Here is a 19606-nt window from a genome sequence, read left to right as displayed (position 1 = left end):
GTAATTAAATCATTTTGTTTTCTTTTCCGCAGGTCCGATATTGTAGTTTCCTTCAATTATACAGGCGATTATACCCGAAAAACATATTCGTATCATATTCTTTACAATCACCACTAATCACAAATACAAACAAAAAATAATTTCTTTATTTAAAAATGCATGCCATAATTTAGTAGAACATAACACACACCTAATGAAACTTACATGCATCGTAATCGATGACGACAAACATGCCGTCAACGGGATAACAGCGTATATTAATAACCTTACAAACGTTCAGTTAATACAATCCTATACTGATCCTTTACAGGCTTTAAAAGAAATTACTGCAGGAGAACAGGTTGATATTATTTTTATAGATGTAGATATGCCCATGATTTCGGGGATTGAACTGTCAAAGGCCATCCGGCATAAAACCGACAAATTAATATTTACCACTTCACATTCTAAATATGCTTACGAAGCTTTTGAAATGTATGCAAGCGCCTATTTATTAAAGCCTTATACTTTTGCGCGTTTTGCCGAAACCATCAATCACCTTTTTCCATACGCGCCAAGTGTGCCCAATGTTACCGTAAAACAAGAAGACGATTATTTCTTTGTGCGCAATAAAAGCGAAAAGAATAACCTGATTAAAGTAAGGTATGCAGATATTGTTGCAATAGAGAGCCTTCAAAATTATGTAAGGATTTTTACACTCAACGAAACTATTGTATCCTACATTGCCTTGTCAGAAATCAGGATTATTTTAAAGGATTATGAGAATTTTGTACAGGCACACCGCTCCTTTATTATTGCTAAAAATTACATCGAAAAAGTGGAGGGCAATACATTAAAAATGATCAACGACCTTACCATTAACATCGGAAATAATTACCGCGAAAGCATACAGGAGTACATTAAAGAAAAAACCATCAAAACAAGTCGTTCTTAAAACTAAATTTTTAGTATTTTCGTTGTTAAACAATTAAGCCTTTGGCTTTTTTTGTTAACTATTTAGCCGTCCCCCAATTAACTAGCCAGATGATCGCAACAAACGAAAGCGTAAACAAAAGACAAAACCCGTTAGTAAAATGGGTAACCAGCAAAAAACTCCACATCATAGTCTGGATTATCTTTATCTTTTACGAATCTATTATTGTAGGGCTGATTAACGGGAAATTTGGTCGCCTGCCTCCATATATTTTATACTATACGCTCAATATCATTACTTTTTATGTGCATGCCCACGTGGTGCTGGCAATAGCTTTTACAAATCCAAAACAAACCGTATGGAAACTTCCTCTGGCTGTTTTGCTCGAAATTACGGCTTATCTAATGATCGCCGTTTTGCTCGATTATATTATCATTTTCCATACAGCCTATACCGGATCCGGTAAGATTGAGCTAAATCTGCAGTATTTTCTGGCCCCACTGTACCGGTGTGTCTATTTTATGTGTTTCTCTACAGGATATTATTTTTTAATGCGTTACATTAAGGAGCGAAAAAAGACGGAGGAACTGGAAAAACAACGTTTATATAACCTCATCCAGATTGCCCGTTCAGAAAATGCCTTTCTTAAAGCACAGATACAACCTCATTTATTATTTAATACTTTAGATTTCATTTATCAAAATGCCCGCGATTCGTCTCCCGTTGCAGCTGAAGCCATCCATTCGCTCGCGGAAATGATGCGGTATTCGGTAGACAGTAATAAAGACCGCGAATTTATATTGCTGGGAGAAGAAATTAACCAGGTAGAAAATCTGATCAATTTACATCAGCTCCGCAATGACCATAACATCCGGCTCCGTTTTTGGTACGATGATGAAATCAGGAACCTGCAGATCATTCCGATGGTACTCATTACCCTGGTTGAGAACATATTTAAACATGGGGAACTATCTGCAGAATCTAACCCTGCAGAGGTGAGTTTAAAAATTGAGCAAGATCACCTCATTATCGAAACATCAAATTTAATTAAAGCTGTTAAAAATACATCTGGTTTAAGTTCGGGCATAGAAAACATCAAAAAGCGATTGGATTATGCCTATGGCGAAAATGCATCGTTTAATTATTTCAGCGATACGAAAAATTACTTTAAGGTAATATTAAAAATAAAGCGCACAACCGCTACTTTGATTTAATATTTTCACTTAAAACCTTAAGGTTCTGCAACAATTTCAAAAGAAAAGGCTTTTTTCCTTGCCGAATAGATAAAAATCCTTTACCAAGATGTTTTTTTTCCTTTTTATTAGGTGAAATTGTAATTTGCATCACCTAAACATGAAAAAATGCCAATAAGTTGCATCGCTATTGATGACGACCCGCACGCTCTCGAAAGCCTAATTGCGTATATGGATAAGTTGCCGGATTTAAAACTTATCAAAACTTTTACCGAACCGCTTAAGGCACTCGCTGAAATATCTGTTTCCAATCCTGTAGACATTATTTTTATGGATGTAGAAATGCCTTCGCTTTCGGGACTGGAACTGGCTGGTTTATTAAGGCAAAAAACGAAACACCTGGTTTTTACCACAGCACATGCACGTTATGCCATTGATGCTTTTAAGGTTGAGGCTGATGCCTATCTGCTTAAGCCCTATTCGATTCTGCATTTCACTAAAACCATCAATAACCTTTATCCTACCGGTAAAGAGGCACCAAATATGTTTTCAGTAAGCGATGAGTATTTCTTTTATATTCCCCTGCAGGGAGAAAACGGAAACTTGGTACGGATTGACCTGAACGAACTGATTGCAGTAGAAGAATTCGGAGAAGATATCCGGTTTAAAACCATTAAGAATACATTTTTAAGCTCAAGATCAAATTTTATCAAAACTTTGAAAATGCTGAAAAAACATTCGGCATTTATCCAGATCAGCCATACAGTAGTAATTGCAAAACAACACATTAAAAGCGTATTGGGAAATAAAATTTTCCTGTCGGAGGAAACTTCATTTACTTTATCTCCAACCCATGAAGCGCATTTTGCTGATTTTGTAAAAAACAATTTCCCGCAGGAAGAACAAAAATCAGATCCCACCACCTAGCGCTCCGTGCCTAAGCTTTTTCTTTAGAATTATTTTTTACCGGCACCTTAAAACATTCCTTGCCAAACTTTGTATTAGGATAGTCTATTTAGTTATTAATTGATTTATCTGTTTTGAAAAGAGTATTGGTTGTGGACGATGATCCTGATGTATTAGAGGTTTTTCAGGAGGTTTTGGAAACTGAACATTATAAAGTTTTCCCCCTGTTATCGCCAAGGTATATCTTTAAAACCATCAGGGATTTTGCGCCAGACCTGATTATTCTCGACATTATGTTAAATGGAATGGATGGACGTGCTGTATTTAAAGAGCTGAGGCTAAACCCTGAAACAGAGGGGATTCCGATTATCCTCGCTTCAGCCAGATACGACGAAAATTATATTGCATCCCAAAAATATCATCCCGACGATTATTTAGAGAAACCATTTAATATGGCTGATTTACTTCAAAAAGTAAACGCCTTAACCCTAAATTAAAAAAAAACAGATATGAAACTAAAATTATTAACACCAATGATATTACTCTGTGTGGTGATGTCAATTAAAGCGAAAGCGCAGGGCAGACCTGATAAACTCTACTCAATGAGTGGAATTGGATTTGCTTTCCCCATGGGCGAAACTTCAGACTATTTTAAACCTAAATTCTCCACTTCTTTGGGGCTAAATTTGGGTTTAGGCGATGGTGGCCTGTTTTTATATCCTAAAGTAAGCTTACATGCTTTCACTTTTAACCAGATTACACCCGATGCAGGTTACACTTACACTTTACAAAAAGGCAGGGCGACCACTTATTTATTAAATATGGCGCTGGGTTACCGCAAAATTGTAAATAAATGGGCATTTTATGGTTTTGCAGGTGCCGGCGGTGGTATTATCCTCACCCCACAGGTTGCAGTAAATACTTCAAACCTGCAGGTTACGCAGGATAATAAATCAAACGGAATGGGCATTGCGGAAGGTGGTGCGGGTATTGAATACAATATTGGTGGTGCCAATTTATTTGTAGAGGCCAGTTACATGTATGGTTTCAGCAAAATCCAGAACCGGGCTTTTAACACAGTACCAATCAATATCGGTATTAAGCCGAATTTAAGCAAACTATTAAGCAAGCTTTAGTAAAACTGATATACAAAATACCGGAGCGGTTACGTTAATAATGTAACCGCTCTTTTTTTATGCTAAAGAAATCATCAAAATTATTTTTATACTAATTATTTTAGCATAGATTTGTATCTCAAATCAATTTAATGTTATACGCAGTTGTAGATATCGAAACCACTGGTGGTCATGCCTCAGCAAATGGCATTACCGAAGTTGCCATTAACATCCATGACGGCAATCAGATTGTTGATTCTTATACTACCCTGGTCAATCCTAAACAACCGGTTCCGGATTACATTACAGCGCTAACGGGCATTGATAATGCCATGTTGAAGGATGCACCGGCTTTTGCTGATGTTGCATTACAGATTTACCAGTTGCTGAGTGATAAGGTTTTTGTGGCACACAATGTGAATTTCGATTATTCTTTTTTGAAACACCATTTAGCTGCTGCGGGTTTTGATCTGCAGTGCAGAAAACTTTGTACGGTAAGGTTGAGCAGGAAGTTAATTCCCGGAAAAGCATCATACAGTTTGGGTAAATTGTGTACTGCTTTGCAAATTCCGTTACAGAACCGCCACAGGGCTGCGGGCGATGCCGATGCCACGAGCATCCTCTTTAACATGTTACTGGATAATGATCTGGAAGGAATTATTCAGGAAATGTTAAAGAAAACTTCGAAAGAACAGGTTTTACCTCCACATTTGGATAAAGCTTCTATTTTAAGATTGCCTAATCAGCCGGGAGTTTACTATTTTAAAGATAGTAAAGGCAAAATTGTTTACGTTGGCAAGGCTAAGGACCTTAAAAAACGGGTTACCAGTCACTTTACAGGGAATACCCCAAACCGCCAGCGCCAGGAGTTTTTACGGACCATCCACCATGTAGATTTTGTGATTTGCGGAACGGAACTGATGGCTTTGATTTTAGAAGCAAATGAAATTAAACGCCTCTGGCCCGAAAATAACCGTGCCATGAAACGTTATGAACACAAATACGACCTGTATGTTTTTGAAGATCAGAACGGATACCTGCGTTTAGCAGTTGATAAGCATAAAAAAAACAACAATGCCATACAGAGTTTTAACAGTTTATTGGAAGGCTACAACTTTTTAACCCAATTAATTGATAAATACCAGCTTTGTGCCAAGCTCTGCTACCTCCAAAAAACAGCAACAAAATGTTATGCACATGAAAACGGACAATGTTTTGGTGCCTGCAGCGGAATAGAAACGGTAGCTGTTTACAATAAAAAATTAAATGCAGCTTTAAACGATATTCAAAACCAGCAACCCAGTTTTGCACTGGTTGATGAGGGCAGAAAAGACGAAGAGTTTAGCTGTTTGCTTGTAGAGAAAGGTAAATTTTATGGGATGGGGTATTTTACCGATAAAAATTATCTTTCGGATGGTTTGGCTCCGCTTAAGAATGATTTATCCATTTACCAGTCCAACAGTTATATCTTGAATTTAATTTTAAACCACGCAGAACAACATCCGCAGAAATTGTATAAATTGTAGGGAATGGATTAATAATTACCATTGATAGATTTTAAAGCGGGCTTCCCGCGCCTGCAGGAACCACGAAGTGTTCAGCGAAGCTAATCTTAATACAATAATCTCCAAGATTTCCAATTAAGTTGGGAATAACATCTCTAGCCAACTATATTTTTTCAAAAATCCTGTTTGATAGTGATATTATAATTGTCTCAAATAGCCCTGTAATTTTTCGTTTTTAGCAAGGTCAATTCCACCATCCGTTCCTTATCTTTACTTACAACAAAATATAAAACGTTATGACAAAATCACTTTGGATAAACCTTCCGGTAAAAGACATTAATAAATCGAAAGCATTTTTTACAGCCTTAGGCTTTAACCTTAATCTACAGTATGGCGCACGCGAAGATTCAGCTTGTTTTTTAGTGGGTGAAAGCAATTTAGCGATTATGCTTTTCGAAGAAGCATTATACGAAAGCTTTGCTGGTACCAACATTGCCGATATACGCCGCGGTGGTGAAGTATTATTTTCTATTGATGCAGAAAGTCATGAAGAAGTTGATGAGCTTGCCCAAAAAGTTGTAGCTGCAGGTGGTACAATTTATGGCGAACCCGGTTATAAAGATGGCTGGATGTACGGCTGCGGTTTTGTGGATCTTGACGGACAAAGATGGAGCATTTTATATATGGATATGAGCAAAATGCCATTAGGCTAAGCGAATAATTGCTATCATAAAAACCAAATTTAATAAACATGGAAAACGAACCAGTTATCGTAGAGCGGATCTATAATGTTCCTATCGAAAAAGTGTGGAATGCTTTAACTGATAATAACGAAATTAAGCAATGGTATTTTCAATTGGCCGATTTTAAGCCTGAAGTTGGCTTTAAATTTCAGTTTAGCGGTGGAGCCGATAATGGCCCTCAATACCTTCACCTTTGTGAGGTGACGGAAGTTATACCCGGTAAAAAAATCGCATATACCTGGCGTTATGACGGCTTACCGGGTAACTCTGAAGTAAGCTGGGAGTTGTTTGAACAAGGTGATAAAACCTTATTGAAATTGAAACACACAGGCTTAGAAAGCTTTGCAACAAGCGGACCAGACTTTGCAAAATCAAGTTTTAATGGCGGCTGGAACTATTTTCTTAATGAGGCGCTATAAATATTTGGAGCCTGGAGTATGATTTACACTGTAGGTAATTCGTGGAGACACAAACCAAGGCGATATAACCCAAATTGTCATTCTGAACACAGTGAAGAATCTTTTATAGCAAAGTCAGGTGTTACCACCTGACTTTGCATAAATTTTAATAGAGTGAAAGATGGTAACATCTTACACCACTACTAAGAATTGCTTCATGACTTTAAACTATATTTCTTCCAATGCCGTTTTTATAGTCGCGTAAATATAATCCAGGTCTTCATCACTAATTACATAAGGTGGCAGGATATAGATAATATTTCCCAATGGACGTAAAATAATTCCCTTATCTAAGAAATAGGCATACAGTAAATTACGCAGGTTACTTAAATAAGATGTTTCATTGCCTGTTTCCCACTCAATGGCGATAATGGTACCTGTTTGCCTGATGGCCTTTACTTTGGAATGGCCTTTAATTTCATCCAGAAATATGGCGTGTTTGGCCTCTACCCTTTTAATATTCTGCAGTGTTTCACTTCTTAAAAGGATATCCAGACTCGCCAGAGATGCCACACAGGCAATTGGATTGGCGGTAAAGGAATGACCATGATAAAGCGTTTTTAGCTTATCGTCGCTCAAAAAGGCTTCAAAAATTTCATTGGTACAGGTGGTTACCCCTAATGGCATCGTACCGCCAGTTAAACCTTTGCTTAAACAAATGATATCAGGCTTATTACTTAATTTTTCACAGGCAAAATAAGTTCCCGTTCTCCCGAAACCTGTCATTACTTCATCAGCGATGGTTAAAATTCCTGCAGCTTTACAAGCCGACAAAAGTTGATCCAGGTATTTTGCTTCATACATCAACATTCCTCCTGAACCTAAAATAAGCGGTTCGAAAATAAAACAAGCGGTATCCGAAAGATTTGAGATATGTGATACGAGATAGGAAATGTTATCTTCATCCGGCAGATCGATAAACTCTACATCGAATAATAAACTGTTAAACGCATCCGTAAAAATACTACGCCCACTAACCGACATTGCCCCAAAAGTATCGCCATGATAGGCATTTTTAAAGGCCAGTATTTTTGTTTTAGGTTTCCCTTTATTGTCCCAGTATTGCAGGCACATTTTTAAGGCCACTTCTACTGCGGTAGAACCATTATCGGTATAAAAAACCTTATCCTGCTTGCCTGGTAATATCGGTAAAAGACGTTCTGCCAATAAAACTGCCGGCTCATGCGTAAAACCGGCAAAAATAACATGCTCCAGCACTTTAAGCTGTTTTGCTACTTTTTCGGCGATGTATGGATGTGAATGTCCGTGAATGTTTACCCACCAAGACGAAACGGCATCAATATATCTTTTACCATTTTCATCAAAAACATATACACCTTCTCCCCTTACAATCGGGATGTGCGGGAGGGCATTTTTCATTTGGGTATAAGGGTGCCAAATCACCTTTTGATCGCGTTCAGTTAGATTTAGTTGGGTGTTGGGAGTTTCGATTTCGGAAGTATCTGACATAAATATTTATTATTTAACTGAATATTGTTCTTTTAAAAGTTGGGCAACGGTTTTATCGGTTTTGAAGGTGATTGATTCGATATCCAAATCCTCTATTTTTACCCATCTGAAAGCCTGCAAAATTTCACCTTCGCCATCGAAATCGTAAATGGTATCTTTAAAAGCCAGTTGTAATGGTGCTTTTTCTTTAACTAAATAATAAACACTGATGACCTGGCTATCGTTAAATGATGATTTTTCATAAAAGTCGGTGGTATAAAAGTGAGATAAAACTTCGATTTCGGCTTCACATTCTTCTACAAATTCTCTTTTCAAACCGTCAATCAAACCTTCACCAAGTTCTAATCCACCGCCGGGGAATTTGCTGAAACGGAAACCGTATTCTTCTTCATCACTCACCAGAACTTCGTTGTGCTGGTTAATCAATAACCCATATACCCTTACATTAAAGTAGCTCATTTTCGAAATGTTTTTTGTTTTTTATGACTATTTCTGGTGTCCAGACGATTTCTTTTTTAAAAGCCTCAGCCCTTACTTTACATTCACTCATATGGCAATAATGGCAACATTCGGGCAAACAAGGATCAGCGTGGATAAAAAGTTCGGCTTTGCGTATCCCGTTTTTATTGATCAGTTCATCTATCTGCGAAATTTCGCGGTGAACCATATTTAAATCAAAATAATAGGGTAAAGTTACATGGCAATCGATGTGAAATTCTGGGCCATATTGTTGTGTACGCAGGTTGTGTACGTCAATCCATGGATTATGACGGTTTTTCTGCAATACCGCAACTACTTCCTCAACCAGTGTAAAATCACTCTCATCCATTAGTCCGCCAACCGAGCCGCGTGTGAGTTTATAACCCGAATAAACAATAAAAAGGCCCACTAACACAGAGAGTAAGCTATCTAACCAAATAATATTTGTCAGTTGAATCAGTATTAGGCCTATAACAATGGCTCCACTGGTGTAAGTATCGGTTAACAAATGTTTACCATCTGCCTGTAAAGTAACAGAATGTACTTCTTTGCCAGTGTTGATCAGATAAAGCCCCGCGATGAGGTTAATCAATCCTGTAATGCCGATAATCAGGGTTCCTGTTAAGAGTTCGCCAACGGCATGAGGATAAATCAGGTTGTAGGAAGATTTAAAAATAATGGCTATACCTGCAATCAGGATCAGGATACCTTCTACAAATACAGAGAAAAATTCAACTTTCCCGTGCCCGTAAGGGTGGTTTTCATCTTTAGGTTGTGTGCTCAGGTAAATGCTGTAGAAAGCAAAACTACCGGCAATAACGTTCACAATGCTTTCAGCAGCATCGGTTAAAATGGAGTTGGAACCGGTAATAAAGTAAGCAATAAACTTGGCGAGCATCAATACAATACTTACTACAAGGGAAATAATGATGGCTTTCTTTTTAACCGACACAATATATTTTTTTCAAAAATACGGTTAACCGATAAATTAAATGAGAAAAACTCTGCCTTTTTTAGTGCAGAATAATATTTGGTTTATATATTTGCGCTCAAAGTAATTAACCATGAGCACCTTATCGAAAAGAATCAACAGTCTGTCAGAATCTGCAACCCTTAAAATGACCAAATTAGGCCGCGAATTAGCGTCTAAGGGCATCAACATCATCAGTTTAAGCGTTGGCGAACCCGATTTTAATACGCCTGATCACGTAAAAAATGCCGCTAAAAAAGCGTTAGATGAAAATTATACGCGTTACTCGCCAGTGCCGGGATACCCTGATCTGCGCCAGGCCATCGTAAATAAATTAAAAACAGAGAACAACCTTGATTATGATATTTCTCAGATCGTTGTTTCTACTGGTGCCAAACAATCTTTATCGAATGTAATTTTAACGTTGATCGATCCGGAAGATGAAGTAATTATCCCGACGCCTTACTGGGTTTCTTATTCGGAAATGGTTACCCTGGCGGAAGGAAAATCTGTTTTTATTGATACTGATATTGAAAGCAATTTCAAAATTACACCAGCACAATTAGAAGCGGCCATTACCCCAAAATCGAAACTTTTTATGTTTTCTTCTCCTTGTAACCCCACCGGTTCGGTTTACAGCAAAGAGGAATTGGCTGCATTGGTTGCCGTTTTTGAAAAACACCCAAATATTTATATCCTTTCTGATGAGATTTATGAGCACATCAACTTTGTTGACAAACACGAATCAATCGCCCAATTCGATAGCATTAAAGACCGCGTAATCATCGTAAATGGTTTCTCAAAAGCTTTCGCCATGACGGGCTGGAGATTAGGTTACATTGCCGCAAATAAAGAAATTGCAGCTGCTAATGATAAATTACAGGGACAAACCACTTCTGGAACATGTTCTATTGCACAAAGAGCGGGTATTGTTGCTTATGAACAAGGATTAGCAAGCGTTTTAGAAATGAAAGAAGCATTTTTACGCCGCAGAGAATTGGTTTATAACCTATTAAATGAAATTCCGGGTGTAAAAACCAACCTTCCTGATGGTGCTTTTTATTTCTTCCCTGAAATCAGCTCATTTTTTGGTAAAAAAGATGCTGAAGGAAATGTAATTAAAGATTCTTCGGATTTAGCTTTATACTTATTAAACGTTGGTCACGTAGCAACTGTGGGCGGCGATTCTTTCGGTAACAATAACTATATCCGTTTATCATACGCTGCATCAGACGAGAGTTTGGTAGAAGCACTGAAAAGAATTAAAGAAGCGTTGGCTAAATTAGCTTAATCAGTTTACAGTTGACAATTTTGAGTTAACTGTTTTATAAAAAGAGGTTATATTATTAAATAATTTTCATTCAAGCTTTCATGTTGAGCCTGTCGAAACACTTAATCGTGTATTGAACAAGTTCCTTCAACAAGCTCAGGATGACAGATTTATTTAAATATAACCTCTTTTCTGTTATTATCTTTTTAGCTAATCCAGCTTCTCTTCGATTAATAATTTAATGATCCCATCAGCCATTCCTACTTTAGGCACATAAATTTGTTTAATTCCTGTCCATTTCATTAAAGTGAGGTAAATTTCGCAGGCCGGAATTATAACATCAGCACGGTCGGGGTTTAAACCTAAGGTATTAATGCGTTCTTTTAAGGAGTAACTCGTCAGTTTATTATACATGGAATTTAACTTCTGTAAAGATAAAGGTGCATTTTCCTTCTCATCCGACATGCGGAAAAGTTTGTTAATGTTGCCGCCTGTACCAATTCCAGCAAGATGTTTATATGCTTTGGTATGTTCTTTTACCCAATCTTTCATTTCTTCCCAGGTTTCTTCTTTATCCTGGTTGTCAAGCATCCTGATGGTACCGATATTGAAAGACCTTGAAGCTTCAGGCGCTCCTTTTACAAACACAGAAAGTTCGGTACTGCCACCGCCAACATCAATGTATAGATAGGTTTTATTTTCATCCAGCTCTTCTTCAATATGATTGGCATAAATAATATTGGCTTCGCGCTGCCCTTCAATAATCTCCAGAGTCAGGTCGGTTTCTTCTTTAATCAGTTTTACGATGTCTTGTCCGTTCCGGGCTTCCCGCATAGCAGATGTTGCACAGGCCAGGTATTCTGAAACATGATAAACATCCATCAGATTTTTAAAAGCCGTCATGGTTTTGACTAAATCTGACGATTTTTTATCTGAAATATGCTGATCTAAAAACGCATCATCGCCCAAACGGAGCGGCACACGGATTAAAGTATTCTTTTTGTATTTATATTTTCCGTCCTGTTTGCTGATATCAGCAATAAGTAACCTCACTGCGTTCGAACCGATATCTATAGCTGCGTATCTTAACATTATGATTGATGCTTGGTTTTTAAATAGTTGTAGATGTCTACCTGAGCCCTTATTTTTTTACTTAATCTGTTTTTATGGTACTTATTGTTGTTTAAAGCATTAATCTGCCTCGATTTTGTATTGTCCTGCAGTTGCAGATCGATAATATCCTGAATCTCCTGTTTCACATCATGATCTAAAACCGGAAAACCTACCTCTACACGATGCTCAAAGTTCCGGCTCATTAAATCGGCAGAGGAGAGATACATGTCGTTTTTGCCATTGTTTCCGAAAATATATACCCGGGCATGTTCTAAAAATTTATCGATGATGCTAATCGCTGTTATATTTTCACTAAAACCCTTTACGCCTGGTACCAGGCAACAAATCCCCCTGATAATTAACTGGATTTTAACTCCGGCATTGCTTGCATCATAAAGTTTGGCAATAATGCCTTCATCGGCTAAACTGTTCACTTTAAGCATGATATAAGCCAGTTTGCCCTGTTTGGCATTTCTGATTTCGCGGTTAATAAAATTGACTAATTTGGACCGGCTTTCTAAAGGGGAAACAATTAAATGCTTAAAGCCTTTGGTTACGGTACGTTTGTTCAGGGCATCAAAAAGTTTTACCAGATCGTTGGTAATCTCCTTTTTAGCAGTAAAAATACTATGATCGCAATATAAACCAGCGGTTTTTTCGTTAAAGTTACCAGTTGCTAAATTGGCGTAATACACCGGTTTATCTTTCTCAATCCGTTTTACCAAACAAATTTTAGAATGGACTTTATAATCGGTTAAGCCATAATTTACCTTAACGTCTTCTTCCATTAAACGGGTGGTCCAGAAAATATTGGCCTGTTCATCAAAACGCGCTTTAAGCTCTAATACAACAGAAACAGCCTTTCCGTTTTTAGCCGCGTTGATCAAAGCATTAATTACTTTGGAGTTTTCTGCCAAACGGTATAAAGTAATCTGTATTTCGGTAACCTTTGGATCGATAGCAGCCTCGCGTAAAAACAAAATAATGTAATCGTATGATTGGTAAGGCAGGTTAACCAGGTAATCGCGTTGTGCTACTTTACTAAAAACACTTTCGGTACGGTGTAAACCATGAACTTTTAAAGGCACATTCGGGGTATATTCAAGTTCCTTTTTACCCACGTTCGGGAAAGCGATAAAATCGCCAAATTTATGGTAGCGGTTACCAGGAATCAGGCTTTCTGCTTCAAGCTTTAATTTATTCACCAAAACCGTAAGCATATTCAAAGGCATTGCCGAATCGTACAATAAACGCATCGGTTTACCTTTTTTGCGTTTTTCCAAACTGTTTTTTAGATCCTCAATAAATTTATCGTTGATGTTTTTATCAATATCCAGTTCCGCATCGCGGGTGAGCTGAATCGAATAAGCCTCTAAATTATCGTAGGTGAAAACGTAAAAAATATCATCCAGGCAATAACGGATGATATCTTCGGCCAGAATGATAAATTTTAAGTCATTTGTTTCAGGAAGGACTAAAAACCGGGGTAAATTAGGCGGAATTTCGATAAGGGCGTACTTTTCCCTTACTTTTGTATCCTTTTTAGATAATTTTACAAAGAAATACAGGTAACGGTCCTTTAACTCCGGAAAAGGCTTGTCCATATCCAGCATAATGGGCACCAGGTTGGATAAAATCTTATCCCTGAAATGGTTTTTCACAAACTCACCCCTGCTCACGTTCAACTGGGTATCGTTTAAGATAAAAATCCTGTTCTGCGCAAGTTCGTTGATTAGAGTAGCCTGAAAAAGCTGGTCGAATTTTCTTTCCTGCTTTACTACAATATTTTTTATTTCGTTCAGGATTTTCTTTGGGTTAAATCCTAAAAGTGCCTTTGCTTTATCATTCAGGTTGGTAAGGCGTGTCATGGTGGCCACCCTCACCCGGTAAAACTCTTCTAAATTTGAAGAAAATATGGATAGAAATTTAATACGCTCAATTAACGGCACGGTTTCATCGGCAGCTTCCTGTAGTACGCGGTCGTTAAAGTAAAGCCAGCTAATTTCGCGGTTAAAAAAGGGGATCTTCTTATTGCTCATTTAAAAAAATAAAAATCCCCGTTAAAAACAGGGATGCTCAAAACTGCATATTAATTTGTTAAATCGATGTTAATTCATTTACGCATTAACGTTAACAAATTTATTTTTTGGCCGGGGCTTTAACCACTTTCTTAACGGCAGGTGTAGTTTTAGCCACTGTTTTTTTAACAACCGGCACAGCCTTTTCCTGATCAGCTGCAGGAGCTTCGACTTTATTTACGTCTGCAGTTGCTTTTGCAGGTGCTTTTTTAACAGCAGTTGTAGTTGCTGCAACAGCTTTTTTAACTTCTGTAACTGGTTTTGCCAACACTTTTTCGGCTTTTTCTTCAGTTTCAATCGCGGCTACTTTAATGCTCTGCACCACCGGTTTAGCCTTAGAAACGGCTTTTTTGACTACTTTTTCGGCAGATTTTTCAGCTTTGCTTGCCGCTTTAGCAACTGGTTTCTGTTCTTTTTTTGCCTTTTCCTTTGATGCCTGCAACAAACCATCTATTTTTTGGCCTACATCGGCTTTTACGATCGTAAATTTCTTAGTTAATTTTTTAGCCACACGTTTACTCGCCTTTCCAACCTCTGTACTAATTTCAGACACATCATGACCTAAACTTTTAATTACTTCCAGAAACTTGTCGGTAATCGACTGTTCTAATTGTTTTTTAGCTTCTTTCTTCGTGATCTTTTTTTGAGACTTTGGTTTAGTGGTTTTCATATTATTTTTCGTTTTTTTGTGAAGTAGATTAATTTCTACTAAATCTACTTATTTTTTTACTTTAAAGCTAAAACCATGCCTTCTTTTGATATAGTGAGTAAAGTTGACGCGCAAACATTAGATAATGCGATCAATAATGCCAAAAAGGAAATCCTTAACCGATTCGACTTTAACGGATCAAAAAGCACCGTTGAACTGGATAAAAAAACAAACGTTGTAACCATTGTGACCGAAGACGACATGCGTCTTAAAGCCATAGAAGGTTCGATTATTTCGAGGATGATGAAACAGAATTTAGATCCTAAAAGTCTGGATTTTGGCGATGAGCAACAGGCTTCAGGCAATATGATCCGCAAAGAAATCAGCATTAAGGAAGGATTGGATAAAGAAGCGGCCAAAAAAGTTGTAGCCAAGATTAAAGCCAGCGGATTAAAAGTTCAGGCTTCTATTATGGATGACCAGGTGCGTGTAACAGCGAAAAAAATCGATGATTTACAGGCAGTGATCACTCTTTGCAGAAACGAAGATTTCGGTCAGCCTTTGCAGTATATTAATATGCGTAATTAGGTTAACCGGTTAACTGTTGAAGCGGGTTAATTGTTAAGAATAATCACATAATTAACCAGCTAACCAATTTATACAATTAACCAATTTCAACTATGGAAATCAGCGAAAACGGATTTATATTTTCAGATAATAAGGAGCTTTTAGATATTACAGCTATCCACCATTATTTAAGTACGGAATCTTACTGGGCCAAAAATATTCCGTTTGATACCGTAAAGCGATCTATTGAAAATTCGCTATGTTTTGGTATTTACAAAGGTTCTGAACAGGTAGGTTTTGCCCGTTGGGTAACGGATAAAGCTACATTTGCCTGGCTATGCGATGTGTATATCAAGGATAGTTACCGTGGTTTGGGTTTATCTAAAAAGCTGATGTCGTTTATGATCTTTCATCCGGATCTGCAGGGATTACGTCGCTACCAACTGGCAACATTGGATGCCCATGGCTTGTATGAGCAATTTGGTTTTTCGGTAATTGAAAATCCGGACAGGCAAATGGGGATCGTAATTCCGGATATTTACAGCAGGGACGCAGAATAGTTCAAAAAACCTTTTTTAAGTTCTCTTGTTTTCAATACACATCAAAATATAGAGAAAACATGAAAAAGATATTTTTATTATCTACAGCTTTTGCATTAGCAATCTCATTTCAGGCTTGCCAGACTGCAGATAAAAAATCGGCAACAACGAAAGACAGTGTGTCTGGCGATACCACTATGGTTAACGGTAACCATGTTGCAGGATCGGAAAGCACCGAAACAGGCATTGATGAAGCAGGCGCAACCTTTTTAAGAAAGGCAGCTGTTGGCGGTATTATGGAAGTTGAAGCGGCAAAAATTGCAGCTAAAAATGCAAAAAGTACTGAAGTAAAAGATTTTGCGGCTAAAATGCTAGCCGATCATACCAAAGCCAACACGGAACTAAAAGCTTTAGCCCAAAGCAAAAAAGTAATTACACCTGATGCTTTACCTGCCGACCAGCAGATCCATTTGGATGAAATGAAAAAAATGACGGGTGCCGCTTTCGACAAACATTATATGGATATGATGGTAACCGATCATGATAAAACGGTTGCATTATTTAAACAAGGTACCGAAAACCGCGATCAAAGTGTTAAAGAATGGGCAAACAATACTTTAAAAGTAATTGAATCGCATGATGAAATGGCAAAAAAGATTGTAGCGGGTTTAAAATAGACAAAGTTTATTTTTAGCAAAAAAATCCTGGACTAATTGTTTCAGGATTTTTTTGTTAATGGTGTTATAAGTTAATGGTTCGTGCGGATACGAACTATGCATAGATTGGTTATTTTTTAATAAAGATAAGTCGTCATTTCGAGCAAAGTGCAACGAAGTCGTGAAATTTATCCAGATATATTTATCAATTCCGCGATGCTCCGGTCGGGATGACTTTTTTATAGAAACCTGTCTAAACACAACAGCAAATATGCCAAAAGCATAATTTTTGCTACAATTTCTTTCAATAAAAAAATTAAAATTAACTTTCCGCGTTTAATACAAAAATAAATAAATGAATAAGAGTAGAATTTTCAGAACGCTTTTAAGTCTGGCGCTTGTAAGTGCAGTGCCAACATTAGTTAACGCACAAAAAGCCAATTGGCAAAATCTTGATCTCAAAAGTGACAGTACATTCGGTATCAGTACCGAAAAAGCATATAAAGAACTTTTAAAGGGTAAAAAATCGGTTAAAGTGATTGTTGCTGTTAACGACGGCGGTGTTGAAGCCACACATGAGGATTTAAAACGCATGATGTGGGTAAATACCAAAGAAATTGCCGGCAATGGTAAAGACGACGATAAAAACGGTTATATCGATGACATTAACGGCTGGAATTTCATCGGCGGCCCGAAAGAATCAGTAAATTTTGAAACACTGGAATTAACGCGTTTGGTGCGCCGCGATCAGGACCGCTTTGCCAGTACTACAGATGCCAACGTTGCAGAAAAGGATAAAAAAGACTGGGAAACTTTTAAAGCAGAACGTGCAGATTTAGAAAAACAACTGGCAGAAGCTAAAGAGAATTTAGCTGGTATTACCGGTTTCAAAAATGCTTTAGATGCAGTTGTAAAAAAGATCGGCAAAGAAAATCCAACAGTTGAGGATTTCAAAAATTTCAAGCCATCTACCGAAGTTGAAGGCAGGATACAGAATGTTTTAAGTCAGCAGCTGGAAAAAGGCAGTTTTAAAGATTTTTATGAAGATCAGATTGTTGAAGGATTGGATTATTACACCCGCCAGGCCAATTATAATTTAAATCTTGATTACGATCCGCGCTCGATTGTTGGCGATGATCCGAACAATGTAACCGAAAAATTTTATGGCAATAATGATGTTGCTGGTCCGGATGCGATGCATGGAACACATGTTGCCGGTATTATTGCGGCTGACAGAACCAATAAACTAGGTATTTTAGGTGTGGCGGATAATGTTGCCATCATGGGTGTGCGTTGTACGCCAAATGGTGATGAAAGGGATAAAGACGTTGCCAATGCCATCCGCTATGCGGTTGATAATGGTGCAAAAGTAATTAATATGAGTTTTGGAAAAGCTTACAGCTGGAATAAGGCGATTGTTAACGAAGCCATGAAATATGCAGCATCTAAAGATGTATTGATTGTACAGGCAGCAGGAAACGAAAATAAAAATATTGACGTTGAGAACAATTTCCCTAACCATAAAGATTTAGATGCAAAAACCATTGCTTCATGGATTACAGTTGGTGCATCAGGGCCAAAAGATGATGAAACCCTTAAAGCAAGTTTCTCTAACTTTGGTAAAGAACAGGTTGATGTTTTTGCTCCTGGTGTGCAGATTTACTCTACTGTACCGGGTTCTAAATACAAAAATTTAGATGGTACAAGTATGGCCTCACCGGTTGTAGCGGGTTTAGCCGGCTTAATCCGTTCTTATTACCCAAAATTAACGGCTGCCCAGGTAAAAGAAATTATTGTGAAGTCGGTTACTAAAGTGAACCATAATGTAGAATATGCCAAAGGCGAAGAGCCAGGTGCTGAAAAAGTTTCTGTTCCTTTCTCTGACCTTTGTATCAGCGGTGGTGTTGTAAATGCTTATAATGCATTGAAATTGGCAGCAACTTATTAGACTATTTGCGTTGAGGTTCCCGCCTGCGCGGGAATGACAATTACTCTAGTACGATTTATCAATGAATAAAAAAAGCGAACCATGAGGTTCGCTTTTTTTATGTTCGTATAATCTTGAGAAATTGTGCTTAGTACTATTTCGCCTGCACTAAAACATCAGGATAATCAGAAATAATTCCATCAACATTTAATGCTTTTAATTTTTGAATATCAGCTAAAGCATTTGCTGTCCATGGGATGATTTTTACCCCATCTGCATGTGCCTTTTTAACGAACTCTTCATTCACCATTTGCCAAACCGGACTTAAAATGAAAGGTTTATAACCCAAGTCTGCAATATTTTCTTCGTAAGTTTTTTTATTGGCTACCAGAAAAGAAGTTTTCATTTTTGGATACTTTTCGTGGATAATCTGAATGGTACGCTTGTCGAAAGATTGAATCACTACAAAATCAGTGATCTTTTTCTTGATAATGACCTCCATCAAAAGTTTAACAAATTCTTCCGGTTTAGGATTGGTGATCCCATCACCGCTTTCGCTGCATTTAGTTTCGATGTTGTAGAAAAACGGTTTGCGTTTATTGGTTTTAATATCATGCCGTACGGCATCGATGAGATCAGCTAGTAAAGGCAAATGCGTTTTTTCTTTCTTTTGTTGCGGAAAAAGATCGTAATATTTGGTTCCCAAATCGAACTGTTTAATTTCATCGTAGTTCATGCCAAAAATCGGATACTTTTTAGCATCTGAAGCCGGAATATCTTTTCCGTCAGGTGTAAGCATAAAAGCAGGACTCAGGTAATCATCGTGAGTGACAACAACTTTACCATCTTTTGAGATATGTGTATCCATTTCCAAAGTGGTAATTCCATCGATTTTCATGGCATTTAACATTGCCTGGATGGTATTTTCGGGCATTAAACCACGTCCGCCACGGTGTGCCTCGGCACTAAATGCGGGGAATTTAACTTCCTGAGCATTCGATTTTACCACAAATGCAGATAAAAAAATAAAGATTGCTGTTTTTTTAAGTTTCAT

Annotated in this window: 20 protein-coding genes; 13 read left to right on the top strand and 7 right to left on the bottom strand. The window is 37.6% G+C overall.

Annotated elements, in window-relative coordinates:
* Positions 1-193: 193 nt before the first annotated feature.
* The 8 genes from ACTJKC_RS20610 to ACTJKC_RS20575 all read left to right on the top strand — a co-directional run bounded on the left by ACTJKC_RS20610 (position 194) and on the right by ACTJKC_RS20575 (position 6794).
* Positions 194-934, top strand: a complete 741-nt coding sequence (locus tag ACTJKC_RS20610; RefSeq protein ID WP_440794884.1) for a LytR/AlgR family response regulator transcription factor — start codon at positions 194-196, stop codon at positions 932-934.
* Positions 935-1023: 89 nt separating this feature from the next.
* Positions 1024-2127 carry a sensor histidine kinase gene (locus tag ACTJKC_RS20605; protein ID WP_440794882.1) on the top strand — a complete coding sequence of 368 codons (1104 nt, stop codon included), beginning with the start codon at positions 1024-1026 and terminating at the stop codon, positions 2125-2127.
* Between the two features lie 147 nt (positions 2128-2274).
* Positions 2275-3033 carry a LytR/AlgR family response regulator transcription factor gene (locus ACTJKC_RS20600; RefSeq protein WP_440794880.1) on the top strand — a complete coding sequence of 253 codons (759 nt, stop codon included), beginning with the start codon at positions 2275-2277 and terminating at the stop codon, positions 3031-3033.
* A gap of 113 nt (positions 3034-3146) precedes the next feature.
* The gene (locus ACTJKC_RS20595; protein ID WP_344851828.1) at positions 3147-3509 is read left to right on the top strand and encodes a response regulator; all 363 of its coding nucleotides are present in this window, start codon (positions 3147-3149) and stop codon (positions 3507-3509) included.
* Between the two features lie 12 nt (positions 3510-3521).
* Positions 3522-4148 (top strand): autotransporter outer membrane beta-barrel domain-containing protein, encoded by a 627-nt coding sequence (locus ACTJKC_RS20590; protein ID WP_440794878.1) that lies wholly within the window; start codon positions 3522-3524, stop codon positions 4146-4148.
* A gap of 131 nt (positions 4149-4279) precedes the next feature.
* Entirely contained in the window at positions 4280-5653 is a 1374-nt protein-coding gene (locus tag ACTJKC_RS20585) for an exonuclease domain-containing protein (protein ID WP_440794876.1), read from the top strand.
* Between the two features lie 275 nt (positions 5654-5928).
* Positions 5929-6345 carry a VOC family protein gene (locus ACTJKC_RS20580; protein WP_440794874.1) on the top strand — a complete coding sequence of 139 codons (417 nt, stop codon included), beginning with the start codon at positions 5929-5931 and terminating at the stop codon, positions 6343-6345.
* 38 nt (positions 6346-6383) lie between these two features.
* Positions 6384-6794, top strand: coding sequence for an SRPBCC family protein (locus ACTJKC_RS20575; protein WP_440794872.1), 411 nt, complete (start codon positions 6384-6386; stop codon positions 6792-6794).
* 207 nt (positions 6795-7001) lie between these two features.
* Here ACTJKC_RS20575 and bioA read toward each other — a convergent pair whose 3' ends face one another.
* The 3 genes from bioA to ACTJKC_RS20560 all read right to left on the bottom strand — a co-directional run bounded on the left by bioA (position 7002) and on the right by ACTJKC_RS20560 (position 9735).
* Entirely contained in the window at positions 7002-8213 is a 1212-nt protein-coding gene (gene bioA / locus ACTJKC_RS20570; protein ID WP_440794870.1) for an adenosylmethionine--8-amino-7-oxononanoate transaminase, read from the bottom strand.
* A 99-nt stretch (positions 8214-8312) separates the two neighbouring features.
* Positions 8313-8762, bottom strand: coding sequence for an NUDIX domain-containing protein (locus tag ACTJKC_RS20565; protein ID WP_344851821.1), 450 nt, complete (start codon positions 8760-8762; stop codon positions 8313-8315).
* Complete coding sequence (locus tag ACTJKC_RS20560) at positions 8749-9735, bottom strand: cation diffusion facilitator family transporter (RefSeq protein ID WP_440794868.1); 987 nt, start codon at positions 9733-9735, stop codon at positions 8749-8751. Before ACTJKC_RS20560 ends, ACTJKC_RS20565 begins: the two co-directional genes overlap by 14 nt.
* A 112-nt stretch (positions 9736-9847) precedes the next feature.
* Between ACTJKC_RS20560 and ACTJKC_RS20555 the strand changes: the two genes are divergently transcribed.
* Entirely contained in the window at positions 9848-11044 is a 1197-nt protein-coding gene (locus ACTJKC_RS20555; RefSeq protein ID WP_344851819.1) for a pyridoxal phosphate-dependent aminotransferase, read from the top strand.
* 189 nt (positions 11045-11233) lie between these two features.
* On the opposite strand, the gene ACTJKC_RS20550 is transcribed toward ACTJKC_RS20555, so the two are convergent.
* The 3 genes from ACTJKC_RS20550 to ACTJKC_RS20540 all read right to left on the bottom strand — a co-directional run bounded on the left by ACTJKC_RS20550 (position 11234) and on the right by ACTJKC_RS20540 (position 14884).
* Positions 11234-12115: a Ppx/GppA phosphatase family protein gene (locus ACTJKC_RS20550; protein WP_440794865.1), complete on the bottom strand. Its 882-nt coding sequence runs from the start codon at positions 12113-12115 to the stop codon at positions 11234-11236.
* Positions 12115-14175 (bottom strand): polyphosphate kinase 1, encoded by a 2061-nt coding sequence (ppk1, locus tag ACTJKC_RS20545; protein ID WP_440794863.1) that lies wholly within the window; start codon positions 14173-14175, stop codon positions 12115-12117. The genes ACTJKC_RS20550 and ppk1 overlap by 1 nt, the downstream gene beginning before the upstream one ends.
* 100 nt (positions 14176-14275) lie before the next feature.
* Complete coding sequence (locus ACTJKC_RS20540) at positions 14276-14884, bottom strand: hypothetical protein (protein ID WP_440794861.1); 609 nt, start codon at positions 14882-14884, stop codon at positions 14276-14278.
* 75 nt (positions 14885-14959) lie between these two features.
* On the opposite strand from ACTJKC_RS20540, the gene ACTJKC_RS20535 reads away from it, so the two are divergent.
* The 4 genes from ACTJKC_RS20535 to ACTJKC_RS20520 all read left to right on the top strand — a co-directional run bounded on the left by ACTJKC_RS20535 (position 14960) and on the right by ACTJKC_RS20520 (position 18573).
* Positions 14960-15451, top strand: coding sequence for a YajQ family cyclic di-GMP-binding protein (locus tag ACTJKC_RS20535; protein WP_344851815.1), 492 nt, complete (start codon positions 14960-14962; stop codon positions 15449-15451).
* A gap of 92 nt (positions 15452-15543) precedes the next feature.
* On the top strand, positions 15544-15990 hold the full coding sequence (locus tag ACTJKC_RS20530) for a GNAT family N-acetyltransferase (protein ID WP_440794859.1): 447 nt from the start codon (positions 15544-15546) through the stop codon (positions 15988-15990).
* 59 nt (positions 15991-16049) lie between these two features.
* Positions 16050-16646 (top strand): DUF4142 domain-containing protein, encoded by a 597-nt coding sequence (locus tag ACTJKC_RS20525; RefSeq protein WP_440794857.1) that lies wholly within the window; start codon positions 16050-16052, stop codon positions 16644-16646.
* Positions 16647-16980: 334 nt separating this feature from the next.
* Positions 16981-18573, top strand: coding sequence for a S8 family peptidase (locus tag ACTJKC_RS20520; protein ID WP_344851812.1), 1593 nt, complete (start codon positions 16981-16983; stop codon positions 18571-18573).
* 133 nt (positions 18574-18706) lie between these two features.
* Here ACTJKC_RS20520 and ACTJKC_RS20515 read toward each other — a convergent pair whose 3' ends face one another.
* A complete protein-coding gene (locus tag ACTJKC_RS20515; RefSeq protein WP_440794855.1) occupies positions 18707-19606 on the bottom strand; it encodes a glycerophosphodiester phosphodiesterase family protein in 900 nt (299 codons plus the stop codon).

The organism is Pedobacter sp. 22226, assembly GCF_052045455.1.
GTDB lineage: Bacteria > Bacteroidota > Bacteroidia > Sphingobacteriales > Sphingobacteriaceae > Pedobacter > Pedobacter jeongneungensis.
This window is presented reverse-complemented; position numbering and strand designations above follow the sequence as displayed.